This is a genomic window from Paenibacillus sp. J5 (assembly GCF_054955055.1).
In genome coordinates this window covers 337,569-356,532 of record NZ_JBUEDD010000006.1, presented here as the reverse complement: position 1 = coordinate 356,532, position 18,964 = coordinate 337,569, and the positions used below count along the sequence as shown (strand labels likewise).

General features: G+C 50.8%; 11 protein-coding genes. 3 read left to right on the top strand and 8 right to left on the bottom strand.

Features of this window, described 5'->3' with window-relative positions:
* Positions 1-89: 89 nt before the first annotated feature.
* Genes ACY1JZ_RS13860 through ACY1JZ_RS13845 form a run of 4 tightly spaced genes read right to left on the bottom strand, consistent with a single transcriptional unit; the run spans position 90 to position 3,092 of the window.
* Positions 90-737, bottom strand: coding sequence for an ABC transporter ATP-binding protein (locus ACY1JZ_RS13860; RefSeq protein WP_270165662.1), 648 nt, complete (start codon positions 735-737; stop codon positions 90-92).
* The gene (locus ACY1JZ_RS13855; RefSeq protein ID WP_462629670.1) at positions 734-1,492 is read right to left on the bottom strand and encodes a hypothetical protein; all 759 of its coding nucleotides are present in this window, start codon (positions 1,490-1,492) and stop codon (positions 734-736) included. Before ACY1JZ_RS13855 ends, ACY1JZ_RS13860 begins: the two co-directional genes overlap by 4 nt.
* Positions 1,489-2,274 (bottom strand): hypothetical protein, encoded by a 786-nt coding sequence (locus tag ACY1JZ_RS13850; protein WP_462629669.1) that lies wholly within the window; start codon positions 2,272-2,274, stop codon positions 1,489-1,491. Before ACY1JZ_RS13850 ends, ACY1JZ_RS13855 begins: the two co-directional genes overlap by 4 nt.
* Before the next feature lie 5 nt (positions 2,275-2,279).
* Positions 2,280-3,092, bottom strand: coding sequence for a hypothetical protein (locus ACY1JZ_RS13845; RefSeq protein ID WP_462629668.1), 813 nt, complete (start codon positions 3,090-3,092; stop codon positions 2,280-2,282).
* A 474-nt stretch (positions 3,093-3,566) separates the two neighbouring features.
* On the opposite strand from ACY1JZ_RS13845, the gene ACY1JZ_RS13840 reads away from it, so the two are divergent.
* Positions 3,567-4,334, top strand: coding sequence for a helix-turn-helix transcriptional regulator (locus ACY1JZ_RS13840; RefSeq protein ID WP_462629667.1), 768 nt, complete (start codon positions 3,567-3,569; stop codon positions 4,332-4,334).
* A gap of 12 nt (positions 4,335-4,346) precedes the next feature.
* Here ACY1JZ_RS13840 and ACY1JZ_RS13835 read toward each other — a convergent pair whose 3' ends face one another.
* From ACY1JZ_RS13835 to ACY1JZ_RS13820, 4 genes are all read right to left on the bottom strand, one after another.
* Complete coding sequence (locus ACY1JZ_RS13835; RefSeq protein ID WP_462629666.1) at positions 4,347-5,972, bottom strand: helix-turn-helix domain-containing protein; 1,626 nt, start codon at positions 5,970-5,972, stop codon at positions 4,347-4,349.
* Entirely contained in the window at positions 5,965-7,710 is a 1,746-nt protein-coding gene (locus tag ACY1JZ_RS13830; RefSeq protein WP_462629665.1) for a sensor histidine kinase, read from the bottom strand. The genes ACY1JZ_RS13835 and ACY1JZ_RS13830 overlap by 8 nt, the downstream gene beginning before the upstream one ends.
* 70 nt (positions 7,711-7,780) lie before the next feature.
* On the bottom strand, positions 7,781-9,451 hold the full coding sequence (locus ACY1JZ_RS13825; protein WP_462629694.1) for an extracellular solute-binding protein: 1,671 nt from the start codon (positions 9,449-9,451) through the stop codon (positions 7,781-7,783).
* A gap of 192 nt (positions 9,452-9,643) precedes the next feature.
* The gene (locus ACY1JZ_RS13820; protein WP_462629664.1) at positions 9,644-15,874 is read right to left on the bottom strand and encodes a family 43 glycosylhydrolase; all 6,231 of its coding nucleotides are present in this window, start codon (positions 15,872-15,874) and stop codon (positions 9,644-9,646) included.
* 434 nt (positions 15,875-16,308) lie between these two features.
* Between ACY1JZ_RS13820 and ACY1JZ_RS13815 the strand changes: the two genes are divergently transcribed.
* Together ACY1JZ_RS13815 and ACY1JZ_RS13810 are read left to right on the top strand one after the other, a co-directional pair.
* Entirely contained in the window at positions 16,309-18,372 is a 2,064-nt protein-coding gene (locus tag ACY1JZ_RS13815) for a methyl-accepting chemotaxis protein (protein WP_462629663.1), read from the top strand.
* 330 nt (positions 18,373-18,702) lie between these two features.
* Positions 18,703-18,894 carry a sporulation protein Cse60 gene (locus ACY1JZ_RS13810; protein ID WP_270165679.1) on the top strand — a complete coding sequence of 64 codons (192 nt, stop codon included), beginning with the start codon at positions 18,703-18,705 and terminating at the stop codon, positions 18,892-18,894.
* The last annotated feature ends 70 nt before the right edge of the window (positions 18,895-18,964 follow it).

The following is an 18,964-nucleotide window of genomic DNA, read 5'->3' as shown; positions in this document are numbered from 1 at the left end:
CAGCGTGTACCAGCACGTGGCGCTATGGTGTGTAGCTATTTACTGACGTATGCTCGTGGGAACGCACTGCCAGCCTTAAAAGTCAGTATTCATGAAGATACAGGCTCCAGCATTTTGTTGTTAAATTCAAATCTATGATCACATAATAACTCGATGTCTTCACTCATATGACTCGTCAACAACATGGTGGTTCCGCTTCTTTTCATATCTAAGAGCAAGTTTCTCATCCGCTCTACACCTTGTTTGTCCAAGCCGTTAAACGGCTCATCCAGAATTAATAACTTGGGCTTCTCCATAATTGCTTGTGCGATGGCTAGTCTCTGTCTCATTCCGAGCGAGAATTTTTTGACAGGTTGCTTACTAGCGCTATCCAGCCCTACTGTCTCCAAGACCTTATGAATCTGTTCAGTATGAATATCATTACGAATCGACGCCAGAAACTTCAAGTTGCGATATGCAGAGTAGTCCTCCAAAAAACCAGGCGTTTCGATAATGACACCCGTGCTCTCAGGAAAATCTATATCTTTCCCAATTTTCTTGCCAAAAACCTCCACATTCCCTTCATCTGGTCGGAGAAAACCACAAATGATTTTAAATAAAACCGATTTACCTGAACCATTGTAACCGAGAAAACCGTATATTCTTCCCTCGTGAAGCTCCAGCGTTACGTTTTCAAAAATCAGAGTGCCTTTGAACGTTTTTTTTAGGTTCTCTAATTTAACAGCGATTGGACTCATTTTGTTCTCTCCCATATAATAAATGCTTTCTTTTTCAAGAGGGCAACAACTGCCGTAATGCATAACAAAACATGCAAAATAACAAATTGCCCAATCGGAATAGCATCAGGATTGCTACTGAAAAAATCGATCTGCCCAATAAAGATTTGTGCCCCTAAAGGAAAAGCCAACTGGGGGAAAACAACCTGAAATAGCATAAGGATAATAATGCATAAAAAACCAATTCGGAATCTTCCGCTCCATTGTGTAATGACTAGCTGAAGCATAGTTTGTGTATACGCTCCAATAATTTGTACCAGTAGCACACTCATAAATTTCCCCACTGCCAGCTTCTCAGTCGAGGGCGTGAGCCAGTAAGATAACATGAATAGACTTCCTGTATACAAGACAATAAACAGAATTGTTACCAGAAGTAAAATAGTTATTGCGGACGCTAAGTAAATTCTTGTATTCCTGACCCGCATTAACATCTGAACTGCTGGCGCCCCTAGCAGATGGGAGCTGTAGAGCTCTGTTATTAAACCAATCATCATATATGGACTCATGGCAATGAAAAGTTGTAGGATGCTCATGTCTTGCACGGATCGCCTCCCCAAGGCATCCAATACAGCATCAACCCAACTCAAGCTACTACCATGATCAATCACCAAAAGATAAAAGGAGCCTAATATAACAGACCATACAAGAAAAATAACAAAACGATTAAATATATAGTTCAAGTTATAATTAATGGTCAGGGCAAGAAATCTCCTCATTCGATTTCCACCTCATCGAGCCTATAGATGTTAACTAATACTAAAAAAGTGTAAAAAAGCAATAGTGGAATATGACTTTTCAGCAAAAATAGCCCCCATCCCCCATCACTTATCTCATAAGAATAAATATACCGGGCGCTTATATCTATAAGCCCAATGCCAGGGATAGCGCTCATATTGACCAAGGACTGCGTGAATAAAAAAGTTGCCGTCATAAGAAAAGGAAATAATCGTCCCTTCCACAGAGTACAGAAGGTACTATACACTAACCCGACCCCTAATAATCCTGCAAAATAACGGACAAACCACAATACCATCCCTTGAACAGGGGACAGAGTTGCAGCAAACGAAGTATAAGATAATTCAAGATCGCTGCTTACTTTACTCCATTCACTTGAGTAGTCCCCCCCATGCACTGCGATAGAAATCGTAGATGCAGCACCGAAAACAATAAACACGATAAGGATTGCAGTCAGAAATACGACAATGTAACGGGCAAATAACCAATGTTGCTTAGAGGTTAACCGAGCTGCAATAAATACTCCGAGAGCACCTTCTTGATATATATCTTGTACAATCACAAGAAAGCTTGTTAGAAAGAGCAAAAAATAAACATAAGGATTGGAAAAAACGAAAAAAAACGAATCCCAATGATTAGAATGACTTGGGAGATGCGTCAAACGAATCAAGAAAAATACAGCTAGAATACTAAGCAAAGTAATTCCTAAGAATACCTTGCCACTCCATACCCGAATACAGGTTAACCAAATATAATTGCGCATGTTCACTACCCACTTGTAATCATTCTATGCTTATTGTACTGAACAAGCAGTATGCCTACAGCGACTAAGGACAAATTAAGAAGGATAAAATCAACAATCGTATACGTTGTGCTACTCATAAAATTGTACATATTGGTAATCGCAAACCTCCGGATGTTTTCCATCCCTGAAATTACAAGATCATAAGTTAAATAAACAAAAAACGGAACCGTATATGCCAATATTTTCTTATTAAAAAACATACTCAAGCCCATTGCAAATAAGCCAAAGCTTGCACCAAGAACAAAATGTAACGTCATCTGTAGTAAAATGTATATATCCGGGTTAGTGAAAAATAGAGAACTGAATAAACCAACAGGATAAAACGTGAAGCTCTCTAAAATTGTATTTTGAGCTAGCGAACTTACCCCGATATAATAGAGAAGCTCTGGAACGAACAAAGAAAAACCTCCCGAAATACAGCTAACATACATTTTACAACGATAGTATCGATTCAAGCCCCCTCGCACAATTGCCAGATAGTGATAGCCTCCGTTTTTTTCGGTAACATAGCTAGCCGTATAAGGTAACACGATCGCAAAAACAAATATAACCTGCATATAAGAAAAGCTCTCTACCCAAATATGATATTTATTGCTGCCAGTCTCCAGTATATATCGTAACCCTTCCGCAGTTAGATCTTCAGCTGTTTTATCAATAAACAGATGAGAGCTAAGCAACTGAGTATATGCGGATAAGAAAAGAAGCACGAGTGAAATTAGAATGACGAACAACATACGAAGATTATAAATCGCCTTGATTAATTCTTGTTTAAACATAGAACTCTCCTAATTAAAGGCACCCTGCTACTGCTATTTATTGCAGCAGCAGGGTGCGCTTGTGAACTATTAATATGAATCAGGATTCCATGAGCCTGTTACATTATATCTGTTGTAAAAGCTACCATCGTCTGTTTGAGCCTTCAAACGGTATTGTTTATTTATTGCCATACCTGTCTGTGTAAAAGACAATTAAATCTTACCATAAATAGTATCTTTTGCATATTAAATTTTAATTGAATTATGTATATTTTATGAACTAAACTTTTGCAGCTTGAAATCGGTATCTAAGCCTTTAGTTAAGTAGAACGGAAATCCAATGCACCAGTTCTCATCTCCACCTATCCTCCCGCCCAACACGTAAAAAACTGGAGCAAGAATAAAGAAATGCATATTGTGAGCGCGGGCGGCTATTCCTCATAATTAAAGCGTATACATTTCTTTTGATTCTCTTGGAAACGGGGGTTTTAGAACATGCTTAACGTACTGCTTGTCGATCCTAACCATCGCACGAGAATTCGCCTGGAGCAGATGCTGGATTGGAAGCGCTGGGGGTTTTGTGTGGACACATCGCTGGAGGATTATACGAAGGCCGATGCCCTGATCAAGCAACAGACATTTTCATTGATCCTTATTCATATTCAGCCCAATTATAGCGCTAGCCTGCAACTATGCCAGCACATTCGCCAGTACAGCCACATGCCGATTGTTCTTGTAGGAGAGACCGCCGACCACCGGCTGCTATACAGAGCACTCGCGTACCAGATCGGCCATTGTGTGTCCTCTCCGCTGGATAAGGACAAGCTAACCTCCACCCTGCTACGGCTGAAGAGCGACCTGGCTGCGGGCGAGGCTTCCAATACCCAGCAACCATCGCAGCACCTACACCAGATGGAATTCCGCAAGCCCTCATCCAACGAGATTATCACCATCATCAAATCCTATGTACAACTGGAGATGCATCGCAATGTCACCCTGAAGAGCATATCCAGCCTGCTTCATTTTAATAGCGCTTACTTAGGTCAACTATTTAAGCAGCATGAGAATATGAGCTTCAACGACTATCTCCTCCAGCAGCGAATGGAGCATGCTAAGCTCCTGCTAGCCAAGACCAATCTGCGCATCTATCAGATCGCCAACAAGGTCGGCTATACCGAGATGGACTGGTTCTACAAAAAGTTCAAGGAATATACCGGCGCCAGCGCCAATGAATACCGCAAGCAGGTCTCAGATTCGGCGTAAGGGACCGCCAGATCAGGTCAGGCTGTCCCGATACTCCTGCGGAGTCATCCCGGTCACTTTCTTGAAGAATCTTGTGAAGGAATGCGCCGCCTCATAGCCGACCCTCAATGCCACATCGCGAACCTTGAACTCCGGCTCCCGAAGCAGCTCCTTCGCTTTTCTGATCCGGCATTTGTCGATATATTCGGACAGGTTAACCCCGCGTTCCTGCTTGAAGAGACGTGACAGGTACGAGGGGTTGAAATAATGAATTTCGGCCAGCTTGACGAGCGACAGCTCCTCGCACAGATGGCTCTCGATGTAATGGCAGATTCGGTCAATGACCAGCTCTGTCCGGTCGCGCGCTTCCAGCTTCTTCAGGCCAAACAGCGCCTTGGCAATCTGCCGCAGATAGCTGAAGCCCTCTCTCATCGAGGCGTGATCGTCCAGACGCATCAGCTTGCCAGCCTCGCTAATCCGCTGGTAATGCCCCAGCCGATTAATATGAGAGAACAGCAGGAGCGCGGCGGCATAATAGCCCTCTACTGCCATCTGTACATTGTCTCCACGATGCAGTACATACTGCTCCAGTTGATCCAGCCCTTCTATAAACTCCTGCTCTCGCCCTCCCTCCAGGTGGGCTTCGAGCTGTGAGGCCCGGTAGCTTAGCATCTGTCCTTCTCTGCCACTCGCCACTTCCTCGGCTTCCACCCGATCCTTGACGATGACGGGAATCCCGTCCCCCAGCTTCATCTGCTGCAGCTTGCGTAACCGCTCATACTGCTCGGTAATGCTGCTCCAGCGGCAGGGACTGCCGCTAAGTGTGAAGGAGATGGGGAGCGCCTGCGAATGGAAGCAAGCCTCCTGTACCATCTCCAGCGTACCCTCCAGATAGCGAATCAGATGCCCGCCCAGCTTATCCTCCACATGGGCAGCCGGCTGCACGAACCAGATCAGGTCGCCGTGCTTGTCCACGATCCCTAGGCTCAGCGTCTGTTCTTTCATATATGAGTCCCAGATCAGCCTGACCGAGCGGAGCCGCTCGCTCTGTTCAATGTAGGAGAGGCCATGGGGGGAGGCCAGCCGCCCGAGGGCAAGGGCTACCGGCGCCTGCGGGTTGAAGGCAATGTTCAGATGAGCAAAGTCATGACCGAGCAGCGTATCGGTAGCTGCGAGCGTATCGCTCTCCAGCAGCATCTGCCGGAAATATTCTCCCTGCGCCAGCAGCTCCAGCGCTTCAAGACGCTCCTTGGACTGATCCAGCCGCTGCCTGATCTGCCGGGAATGATCCAGCTCATCGATGACCTCCTGCACAGTATCCGTTACCTTAGAGTAACCCTCCGTCTTGAGCAGGTAGCGGACGCTGGGCATCTGGATCGCCTGATATGCATAGTGGAACTCGCTGTAGCCTGTCAGGAAAATAATACGGCATCTCGGCCAATAGGCGCGAATCTCCTCACTCAGCTCCAGCCCGCTCATACCAGGCATACGAATATCGGTCAGAATAATATCAATGCGGGTACGCGCCAGCCAGTCGAGCGCCTCCTTAGCAGAGTAGGCCCGGCACACATCCAGCTTGCCTGCCATCATCTGCTGAAACACCTCGTATAAACTGTCCGTAATTATTTCCTCGTCATCCACAATGAGCAGTCTATACATCCTTCGTTCCCCCCTGTAACTGAATTACAATATCGACCCTCAGACCATTCAGACAGCTTCTCGACAGCCACAAGCCGCTGCCCTCGGCGTAGCATAGCTGCAGGCGGCGGTGAATATTAATCATGCCCGTCATCTCATCCGGCAGATCGGGATAGAGCAGCAGCTTCTGCAGCCGCTCAAGCTCCTCAACGCTAAGCTCGCCGCTGTTCTCGACGGTTATGCGCATGCTGGTGGAATCCTGTCCGAAGGTGATCATTAGTTGTCCTTGCTCCGTCGCCTTCTCCAGACTATGCTCATAGGCATTCTCGATGATCGGCTGCAATATGAGACGCGGGACACGTATAGATGCCAACTCAGAGGGCACTTCATCAAATTGCACACGAATGCGGCGCGAGAACCGGAGCTTCTGAATTTCTGTATACATGCGGGAGTGATGAACCTCCTCCTGCAGCGTCACAAAGTCTTCCCCATTGCGGGTAATGAAGCGAAAGTATTCGCCTAGCATCTCGGTAAACTGCTCGATCCGCTCCAGATCACCGGTCTTGCTTAACGAGTGAAGAATAAAAAAGCTGTTATACAGAAAATGAGGATTAATCTGCGACTGCAACTGCTTCAGCTCTGCCCTCTGCATCATCATCTTCTGCTTGAAATCTTGCTCAATCAGACTGTTCAGCTTGCGAAGCATATGATTAAAGCGGTGGAACAGATAGCCGAACTCATCCTTCTGCTCATGCTGAATCGGAATATCCAGCGTTCCCCCCTCCATCCGGCGAAAGCCCTGGACGAGCAACAGCAGCGGCTTATGGATGTACTTGTAGGTTGAATAAGAAAAGATAATAACGGCCGCCAGTGAAGCAACCGCGAACAGCCAGGCCCAACTGTAGAACTTGTTAAGCGGTCGCTTCACCGTCGCCTCAGGCAAATATGTCACAACCGACAATCCCAGCTTCTCCGAATAGGCCTGATCCAGATGATAGTGTTCGCCATTGATCTGCAACGCTTCTGGCTGCTCTCCCAAGGACAAGAGCTCGCTCGCATAGCTCTCATAGATCGGAGTCGCCTTCTCATCGCTCAATAGCACGAAGCCCGTCGATTGCGATAACAGGAAGGACTGGCTCTCCGGGTAGAGCTGGAACTGCTGCAGCGAATGCCTGAGCTTCTCCCGATCCAGCTCAATCTGGACGACGAACAAGGGCTTCTCCTCCTTGCTGGCGCTGAGTCTGACTGCACTGAGATGCAACGTATTGCCCTCCCAGATCAGCCGCTGATCCTCAGCAGCGGTAACCTTGCGGAAATGCTCATATTGCGCCGCATTGAATGCACCCACACCATGTAAAGCGGACACCGTTTTATGTGCACTCCGAACATGCACATAGACATTTTTGATAAATGCGCTGCTATTCTTGAAGGAGGTCAGCCGCTGCCGAATATGGTTCAGGCCCGAGCGTCGCTCCACATTGCTCATCATCTCCCATGTTACAGCCAGCCTCGTCAGCTCATTATCCTCCAGGATATCGTATTGCTGAAGCTCCATCCATTCCATTTCCCGGCTTAAATCCTCCAGATAATAGGCCAGTTGAGTCGTTGTAGCCCGCGATAAATCTTGACTGGCATTATGATAGCTCCAGTTATAGAGATACAGACCCAGCGCAATGATCGGCATAATCACGATCAGATAAATTAACGCGAGCCGGACAAATATCGTGTTGCCCATAGACACTGCGGGAGTCTTAAACAATAGGTCACCTCCATGCTTCAAGCTATCATTGGCCATACGCCTGTTGCAGCATCTTGGATGATGAATAAGGCTATGACCGCTTATTCTCCTCGTACCACTGATTGACTTCTCTGGTCATCCTTTCTCCACCCAAATTATTCCACTCTTCTACAAACTGGTCGAACTCCTCGATCGGATCGCCCAGTATAATGTTGATATAAGCTTCATGCTGTAGATTGCTCAGCATCTCCTGCCGCTCGATCATCGCCTCTGTGATCGGCCCCGCATAGAGGTCATACAGCAGTTGACCATTCTGCTCGTATTGATCCAATATGGAAAATGCCCCGCCGGGACCATAGGTACGCTCCCAGCCCCAACCGGTACTGCTGCCTCCCCCGCTTGAATAATACTGATCCAATTTGTCCTGGATCGCCCGGGCTTCGCCGTTAAGATTGTTGTCATCCCCTGAACGACGATACTGCTCCAGCTCCAGATAAGCCGTCAGATTTTTCTTCGGCGGGTATGGCGTAACCGGGGACAACTGCCATGCAGGATAGGGGGTACTGTAATAGGTATCGTATTCCGCCGTCTTGCCCCAATTTTTCTCCAGATGCAAGTTGAACAGCTTCACGATCGCTTCGGGATGTGGATAGTCCTTTTTCACCGCAAAAAAATGTCCTGTCTGCTGCATCAGAGGAATTTTGGGCGCTTCTCCGCTTACAGACACGATCGGATACGCTCTCCAATCGGCCTGCGGGTCTGCTTCCCGACTAGGCTGAACAAAGAACGAGCCCCACTGTTCACCATACATCATGCCAATCTTGCCCTGGGCGATGAGAGACTTCGCTTTATTGCCATCCTTCCACGCAAATTCAGCGTCTAGCTGCTCCTGACGGTACATGGCCTGCAGAGCCAGTAGCGCCTGCTTGACTTCAGGCTGAATGCCGCCGAAGACCAGTCTCCCGTTGCCATCCTCTACCCATATATTCGGATAAGCGCCATACCCCGCCATAAACCCTTTTATACCGACCACCGGAGACCACAGATAGTCGGCTAACGCCAGTCCATAGCTGTCATGAAGACCGTTATGATCAGGATCTCTTTCTGTAAACGCTTTCGAGATCATCAACACATCCTCCATCGTTTGGGGAGGCTTCAGTCCGAACTTGGTTAACCAATCCGAACGAATCCACAGAAACATCGCTCCTTCAATTGACGATACGGTCTCTGGAATCCCCATCAGCTTGCCATCCATCGTAGCCGCGTCGAACGGGAAGCTGCCCTCCTCGAGCAAGATACGCTTCGTTAGCGGTGTCGCATAGGTATCATAGACCTCTGACAAATCCTGAATCAAGCCCGCATTGGAGAGCTGTCTTAACTGCTCCGCATTAACCCGGATGACATCGGGTAATTGACCCGAAGCCATGGAGACGCCGAATTTCTGCCTGTACATGCTGCCCGCGGCCGTCCAATCATAGGTGATGCGGATGCCCAGCACCTCCTCATAGAGCCGGGTCCAGCGATTCTGCTCTAACGTCTCGCCTGGCAGATGACGGAGCAGCTCCTCCAGATCCTCGCCCGTCTCCCTTACCATCGTGAGCTCTATAGGCGGGTTATGCTTGCTTAAGCCAATCTCGGGATAAAATGAGACGCTATGCTGGGAGAGGGAGGGGTCGGAGTCGGCCAGATTACCTCCCTCCTGACTATCACACTCCAGCAGCACGACGGTCAGCATGGAGGAAATAAGGGTAAGCTTTAGCATGACAGATATGGATCTCCGCACAGTTCAACCTCCTCTTTTCAGTCTGGATTTATCCCTATTATCCTCATAGTGTTCTGGAAAATCAATAAAGTTCTCACGGTTTGCCCCAGATGCTGCAAGCGATACGCATACAGCAGAAAGAGCCGGTCCTCGACCGGCCCTTTCCATTTATACCTTGACGTGGGGCTGCATTTAGATCAGATCGGATTTTTGCAGCAAGCGCTGGACGATCTTGGCCACCTCAGCGCGCGTCATATTCTCCTTCGGCGCCAGCTCGTCACTGCTTCTGCCGGATACGAGACCTGCCTGGATGCAGTCTGCGACCGCTCCCTTCGCCCAGCCTGAGACAGCCGCTGCGTCCGAGAAGGCTGCTAGAGCCTCCGCCTGTTCCTCCGATTGCAATTCGAGGCCTGTCAGCGTCATCGCCTTGGACAGAATCACCATTGCCTGCTCGCGCGTGATGCGGTCAAGCGGACGGAAGGAACCATCTGCAAAGCCATCAATCAGTTGATACGACTTGGCGACTGACACTGCGCTGCTATACCAGTCACTGGACTTGACATCGGTGAATGAAGCCGCTGACCCAGATGGCTGTAGACCGAGCGCCCGTCCCACGATGGCCGCAAACTCTGCGCGGGTGATAGCCGCATCCGGGTTGAACTGGCCGCCATTGCCATTCACGATCAAGCGCGAAGCCAGATCATGAACACTGTCCTGAGCCCAATGCGCCTTCATATCGCCAAACTCCGCTTGATGCTGGATGAGCGCATAGATGCCGCTGCCACTCAAGCTGCTCAGCTTCGCATAGAGCTTTCCATCCTCGTTCACGATCTTCGTCGGTACATGGCGCACCGTTCCATCCTCACCGATCACGACTGCCGTGCTCGCCGCATCCGCTGTGGTATTGCCTGCTAATGGAATCCATAACTCTACATAGCCGTCGATAGCCGGCGCTTCAATCGTCTTCCCGCGATAAGCCGCCGTCAGTCCGAATCGGATCGGCGCTGCAACCAGCTTCGCGGTATGCGCCGCTTGCTTCGCAACAAGCTGCTGTGCTTCGGATAAGCTAGCCATCTCCAGTTGAATTTGAAGCTCCTGCAGCCCTTCCGCTGCACCAAGCTGCTTGGCCAGCGCGTCCAGCGCTAACCGCGCGGCTGGCAGGCGATAGCTACCCTTGGCAGTACGAAGCTCCAATGTTGCTCCGCTATCAGCCATTTTCTGCAGCAATTGACCGTCAAGCTGGCCTACAATGCTATGGCTGTCATCTGCCACTGGGATCGCAATGATCGCTTGCTTGCCATACTTGGCGAGTAATGACGTTACCTTCTCTGTATCCAGTTCAACTTTCGTGACCGTCAGGCCATCTTGTGTGTACGTCGTTGCCTTCCCTGCCTGTTCCGCGACACCATTGATCTGCAGGGCAGCCTCTTGGGTCTGCGGTGTAGCTGGCGTCGATGGTGTCGACGGTGTCGACGGTGTCGACGGATTCGATGGTGTCGATGGGTTCGATGGGTAGTAGCTTCCGCCTCCAGCTCGAACCGTTAACGCCAGCTCGGCTTTCCGCTCGCTGCCGCCGGCCTGCACCGTCAAGATCAGCTTGCCTTCGCCCGCTGCATCTCCTTTGATGGTAACCGTGCTGCTGTCGCCACCCTTCACGATGCTGATTGCACCCTCGGCTGTCCAACGATAGACAGGAGATGTCGCATCCGCAGGGGTCATTGTCGAGCTTACAGTCAACTGCTCATTCACCATCAGCGCTGCTGCCCCGCTTGTGATGGTGACCGATTCCACCGGTACCACGACAGGACCCGTATCCGCCTCGGTGAAGGTCCAGTAATCGAACTTCATCAGATGGGCTGAGCCTGTACCCTTGAATAACATAAATACGTTATGAACCCCTGTTACCCTGCTCACCTCGGTTCGCAGCAGCTCCCAGTCCTCGCCGCTTCCCGCCGGAACCTGCAATGTCCCGATCACTTCTCCAAGCGGGCTGTCCAGCCGCAGCTCGATCGTGCCGCCTGCTGCTCCAGCGATATTCGCTTCGAAGGCAGCGGCGCCTTGGTCGCCAAAGTCGACGCCAGATACCGCCAGCCAATCTCCTGGTTGAATATCGGTCACCTGCAGATTGGTGCTGCCTGACGGATGTCCCGGCTGGCTGGAGACTTCCGTGGCCACGCCTGCATGCCATGCGATGGTCTCCGCCTCAACTCGCTTATATGGATTCAGACTGGCGATCTGTGCGATGCCCTCCATATCCGCCTTGATGTTCTTCATATCGCCGTTGCTATAGAACTCTACCTTGTTAATATGAGTCGAACGATACCCCTTGCCATCACCCAATGCCGCCTTTGCTACAGTCTGGGCATGGTATGTGATGTACCACTGGTTATTGAACTCGAAGATCGCATGATGATTATTACCGCCCACACCGAAGAAAACAGACGGGTTCTTCAGGACTGGAGCAACATAAGTGAACGGCCCCATCGGATTGTCACTGACCATATACGCGATCTCTCCAGGCGGCGGCGTCCCTTCTGGATGCACACCAGAGAAGTTGGAGCAATAGGTATAATAATATTTCCCGTTAAATTTATGAATGCCTGAATCCTCGAACATATACGGTGCATCGATCGTACTTGCCGTCCCTACAGTCTCGATCATATTGTCAGCAAGCTTAATTACTCTTGTCGTATTCGGATGCGCGATCTGCTCAGGCGTTGGACTGTTGCCTCCTGGCAAACCGCCGCCGAAGTAGAGATAGCCTGTGCCGTCATCATCCACCAGCACCGCCGGGTCAAACAGCCACACTACGCCAGCGACCCCTGGGGTCTGGTGAGTGATGAGCGGCTTGCCGATTGGATCTACCCATGGCCCGGTCGGGCTGTCCGCAGTCAGGACGCCGATGCCTCCAGCGCCATTGGCGAAGTACAGGAAGAATTTATCCTGGCCGTTAATGACCTTGTGCGCCGCTGCTGGAGCCCAGGACAGGCTCGCCCACTTGGCGGCTCCATTAGGCCCGGCCATCGGGATCGCGCCGTGATCCGTCCAGTTGACCATATCGGCGGAGGAAATCACGGTAAGTGTATTGATTTTGCCATACGTATTGCCGATGATATTGCCAGCGCTGTCATACTCATAAGCATCGCTGGTCATATAGATGTAGACCCGTCCGTCATACACCATTGCATACGGATCAGCCCCGTATTTATGGGTAATGAGCGGATTGGAATAACCCGGCAGCTTGGCAAGCGCACCTGTCTCCAGCTTCTTCAATTCGATGCTGGACACCGCGCTATGGACATTGTAGACCACATTGCCGCCCTCGACCTGAATATAGTCGGTACGCAGCGTAACCGTCTTGTCCTCCGGCACGAAGCCGTTCACCTTCAGCTTGATGACCGCCAACTGATCCGAGCCATTATGGCTGAAGCCGACACCGTCGCCTGCGATTCGCAGCAGAAGCTGATTACCGGTTACGCTGTAGGTTGCTTCCCCGGCGATATTCTTGCCGTTAAACTCCACGCCCGCAACAGTCAGATGCTTCGGAATATGGAAGGAGGCCTCAACCGACTTGTACGTTCCAGCCGGGAGTGCATCCATACTCACAGGCACCTCCACTGGAGCATTGTGCACGCCGATGATGTTCTTCGCATCACCCAGCTTCGCTTGCAGCGTCGCAGGTGAAGCATCACCCGTCAGCTTATCGCCAATGCGGAAATAATCGACATCCACATAACCGCCCGTCGTAATCGTAGCGTAGTTGAACAAGGCGAAGCGGTAGCCCATAAAATGCGGCAGTGTATAGTGCATCTGCAAAGTATTGCCGATGCGCGTCCAATCTGTACCGTTCAGACTATAGTAGAAATAGCCCTTGTCCGTCCGGTTCTTGAAGTCCGCCTCAGCCTTGAAGTAGACCCGATCCTGTGTCAGCGGGATCGTCGCGGCTTCCACTGCCGTTCCCGAGCTGCCATCTACCATCACGATCGCTTTGGCGTTGCCGGACATCTTGACGCCGACATAACCATATTCCTTCTGGAGCAGAGCCAGACCAACATAATCGCCATTCTTCATGCTGCTGACCTCAACAGCCACGCTCGCAGAGCTTTCCGGGCCGAAGGTTCGTTGGCTCAGCGTATTTCTCGCGTCCAGCAGATTCGTGCTCTTTCTGCCTGTAGTCAGTCGCAGATAACCGGAGCGATCCGTCAAGGACCAGTTGCGATTATCCGGGTTATGATTCCACTGCCAGACAAGCGCTAGATTGGAGCCGTTGTAGTCATACTCTCCCACGGCTGTCTTGTCAGTTCCGCCAGGAGGCGTAGCATCCTCGAACACGACATCATCGACATAGAAATCCATCCAGTCCTTCTCTGGTGTCTGAGCAGACGCCCATGGTGTCTCGATGAAGATCAGCGGTTGATTCAGCACCAGATCCTCTGGAATTGTGTACTTGCCCTCAATTGTGCCCCATTGCCCCTTGGTCATCGTTCCCGAGCCCATGACCTTGATCGTTGTCCAATCACCGTCCTGGAAGGCAATGTTGAATGGCTTCGTGGCTGGCAGCTCATCCCCGCCCGTGTATTTCACCTTCGCCGAGAATTTGTAGACGCCCCCGGCCTTCACCTTGCCGGCGATCACCTGCTGCGGCCCTGCACCGGTTGCTTTGCGGTTACGAACGAGCAGGCTGCTCGTACCGCTATACGCCTCAGCCGATGTCACCTCTACTGTCGCGCCCTCATGCCCTGTCCATGGCTCCGCTCCGTTCTCGAAGTCGCCATTGACCAGCAGGTTCGAGTCAGGCGTCATGTCCGTCAGCGATACCTCGTCCACATAGAAGTCCATCCAGTCCTGCTCCGGTGTCTGATTGGACACCCATGGCGTCTCGATGAAGATCAGAGGCTGATTCAGCACCGCATCCTCCGGGATGGTATACGTGCCCTCAATCGTGCCCCACTCGCCCTTGGTGACGGTACCGGAGCCCATAACCTTGATCGTTGTCCAATCACCATCCTGGAAGGCGATGTTGAATGGCTTCGTGGCTGGCAGTTCATCCCCGCCCGTGTATTTCACCTTCGCCGAAAATTTGTAGACGCCGCCCGCCTTCACTTTTCCGGCAATCACCTGCTGCGGCCCTGCACCGGTTGCCTTGCGGTTATGCACGAGCAGGCTGCTCGTACCGCTATATGCCTCAGTCGATGTCACCTCCACCGCTGCGCCCTCATGCCCTGTCCACGGCTCCGCTCCGTTCTCGAAGCCGCCGTTAACCAGCAGTTCCTTTCCTTGTATCGCTGCCGCAGCCATCAGGCCGGCATCCAGCTCCATCTGCATGGTGTCTGCCTGCACTGACTCCTCCATCGCTCTAGCAACGGTTGGAGGAGATGCCTCAAGAGCGTTCCCGGACGTTCCTATCCGTTGACTCTGCTGATAGAACTCGTCCGAAGCGACATAGAGGCTCTTGGAAGCCGTTCCGATCACAGGCATTTCCAAGGATGTCGGCACCTTGCCATCCACACCGAACACCGGCCAGTTGTCCTCCCATTTCACCGGCACCAGATAAGGGATACGCCCGACCGCTCCGCGGTCGCCGAACAGCAAGCCATACCATTTGCCGTCCTCGGTATCGATCAGACCGCCCTGTGCGATGCCCTCATGCGCCAGTGCAACCTTCCCTGTGTATTCGCCATCGATCGTCGATGCCCGGTGAACGAGCTGGGTGCGCATTCCGCCAGTCGGCCAAGTAATCGTGAACACATAATAGAAGCCATTGATTTTGTGAATATGCGCGCCTTCAGCCTTCAATCCAACATTAGGCCCCGCCACCAGGCTCGCATCAGGAATGATGACTTTATTCATTCCGCCCGGCTTGATCGCGGTTGCATCTGAATTCAGCTCAATGATCTTAATATCGCCACCGCCGTACACCATATAGACTCGCCCGTCATCGTCGAACAAGAGCGACATATCATGATAGACGCCATCCAGCGTAGAGGATCTCCATGGTCCCTGTTCTATATTTTCTGTCTGATAAATATACGTCTTGCCCGTATCATAGGAGGCGAAGGCGACATAATATGTCCCGTCGTGATACCTCAGGCTGCTTGCCCAGGAGCCTTGCCCATAGTTGCTCTTGCCGTTGCGGAGCGTCTGCTCATCGTTATCCGCCAGCAGATCATACACATAGTTGACGATTTCCCAGTTGACCAGATCATAAGACTTCATGATGGGAACACCTGGATTCATGTGCATCGTTGTGCTGGACATGTAATAGGCCTGTCCCACTCTGATAATATCCGGGTCAGGCACATCCGCCCAGATGAGCGGATTCTCCAAGGCTTCGGCCGTCTGCTGCGCAGTCAGCACAGCGCTGGGGATCAAGCCTATAATGAGCGTCCATGCCAGCAATGTAATGGCCATTTTTTTCAACATCCTGTTCCATTCCTCCCTAAACTTCCTTTGGTATATGGGCTTGCATGGATCATTCTATTGAAAACGCAATCATTACTCCATATGATTTTTTATCAGAAAAGTTCTTTATTTTATTTAAAAATATGATAATTATGAAAATTATGTAACTTTAAATTAGCAGACCCATTTAGCCTGCATGTCAAATTTATTGTAGCAAGCGCTTTCTAATTAACAACCTGTCAGATTATAGCTCTTCACATCCTGTTGAACACGCTACTACCAACGGCCATGCGAAGTAGAATCTCTCGTTTGCAGAAAAATAATTCAAAAGACCTATATTTTTAGAGCGTTTACAATGAACTTCGACAAAAAAATACATGTTATAGTATTAATGTACCATTATACTTATCGTTTTTATGAGCTTGTCCATCATTTTTACCTAAAGGAGATGACGTATGAAGAAGAAAAAAATGAAGTTCCCCCAATTGAGAATTTTCAGTATCGCGAACACATTGGCTGTTGTGCTGCTGGTCAACATCATCGTTGTCTTCTCTCTTCTAGGAACGATTCTGTACACCTTCACCTCACAAATGATCAAGTCGCAGCAAGAGACACTGCTGCTGACGAAGACACAAGCTACCGTAGGCGAATTCGACGCCTTCTTCAAGGAAAAGGGCAGCTTAGTCCAGCAGATGGCTACGAATCAGTTGTTCCGCCGCTACATTGAAACCACCGCTTCACCCGAACTTGCACTATCCTCCCCTTACGCAGCAGAGACGCACGCTACACTGGCTGCCATTGTGAAGGCGGAGCCATCTTTTGCTGATGCATGGGTGCTCAGCATCGAGGGCAAGGGCTTCTGGCTCCTGCATAATGGCACGGCATCCAACGCAAAGTTTGATGTCGCCTCACGCCCGTATTATGAACCGATCATGGCTGCCAAGGGACTGTACTTTGCCGAGCCCTACGCTGATGTGAATACGGGGGAGCTGCTCATGGGCATTTTCTACCCCATCACGGGCGATGATGAACAAGTCATTGGCTTTGTCGCTGTCGACATCGCATTTAAAGACATTCCCTCCATCATGAAGAGCTACTCGCTCGGGAGCAGCGGTTATTCGATGCTCGTATCCAGAACGGGGGACATATTGTATCATCCCGATGAGAGCAAGGTGATGAAGGAAAACCTGATGACAATGACTGGCGATCTCGGCGAGCTTGGCACAAAGATTATGGCCGGAGAAACAGGCGTCAGCATGATCGAGGAGCAGGGGGAACGACGCTACATTGGCTACGGTACCAGCGCAGATACCGGTTGGGTGGTCGCCTTGACAGTCAGCGAGCGCGAAGCTTTGGCCGCTCTTGACACCTTTGGCTGGATTGCCAAGGTAGGGTTCATCGCCGCAGCGCTGCTTCTCGTATTGGCCTGCTATATTACACTGCGCTACATATTAAGAGGTATTCCTCAGTTGCTCTCCAGGATCAAGCAGATTGAGGAGGGTGATCTGACCGTTCAATTCGATAGCCGCTCACACAATGAGATCGGACAAATCGGACGCGGGGTCGGCAGTATGGTGCAGCGGCTGTACGGGATGATTCAGATGATAGGCAGTACAGCCCACACGCTGGATCGTTCATCGGAGGAACTGAAATCCATCTCCTCTGCTACAGCATCGACCATGAACGATACAGTCATCGCCATTCATGAGATTGCGAACGCGACCAACTATCAGTCGGGTGAAACCGAGCACATCTACCGCAAGACGGCCGAGCTGTCTGCTCAGATCGACGGCATCGCCCAAGAGGCGCAGTCGATGGTAGAGCGCATGCAGCAGTCCGCGCAGCAGAATGATCAAGCTCTGGCTGTCGTTGAGGCGCTGTCTCAGCGAGCAGAGAGCAACAAGGGGGCGACGCAGGCCATCTCCGCGATTATTCATGAGATAGATCAAAGCCGCACCGAAATATCGGGATTCGTAGAGACGGTGCAGCAGATCGCACAGCAGACCAACCTGCTGGCGCTCAATGCTTCTATTGAAGCGGCACGCGCGGGAGAGCATGGCCGAGGCTTTGCCGTCGTAGCAGCAGAGGTGCGCAAGCTTGCAGAACAGGCCGCTGCAGCGACAGAAGAGATCAGCCGGAAGGTTCGCTTCATCGAAGAGAAGACCAGGCTATCGGTTGAGCACACGGCCACGGGCCTCCATATTGCCGAAGAGAACGCTCAGGCAGCAGAGCACACCCGACAATCCTTCTTCCAATTCAGCAGCGACATCGAGGAGTTGGCCTTGCGCATCCGCCAAATTAGCAGCAGCACATCCGTTATTCATCAGCATAAGGATGAGATCATGCAAGCGCTGGAGGTCATCTCCTCTACGACGGAGGAAAACTCTGCCTCTACAGAGGAGGTAAGCGCCAGCACGCAGGAGCAATTGGACAGTATCGAGAAGGTGGCCGAGCTGTCTGGGCAGCTTAGCGGCATCTCGAAGCAGTTGCAGCAGGAGCTTGGCCGCTTCAGAATCTAGCCAACGGACCGCCCGCCGATTATGCATCCGCTAAGGCGCAAGGAGCGGGCTTGCCCGTCACATTCATAGCGGCTGGCCGCACAGCGGAATCAACAGCGCGGCTCCCGTCAGTCCGGTCCGTCGCCTTGCTGCCTTTCTCACCTCCTGAAATGGTCATTGCACAGCAAAAAAATCGCCCAATTGCCACGTCCGACGGGCATCGGCAGGGAATCCAGCATCCCGGTGCGGCAAACAATATTTAGAGTTTGTACAAATCGCTTTTATGTGCTAGAGTTGCATTGATGAAGTAGCTGTAAACTGCTTCCTTTAGCACGATGGGGTGGTGATAAAATGATTCAGGTGAAAGAATTTGTGGACACAGACTCACGTCTGGCAGAGAAGTCTGCAAATGAGTTTCTGGCTACGCTGGATGAGCATCAGGTAGTTGAAGTTTGCTATGGCAGCTTTATTAAGCAAAATCCGAACCAGCTCAGCTCACAACGCAGCTCGATTCTGGTCGTGTATAGAACGGGCAAAGCATAGCACTATTTTCTCCCCATCATCCGTGAACAGCGAAGATCGTCCCACGACGGTACTGCTGCTCTACGGGGGT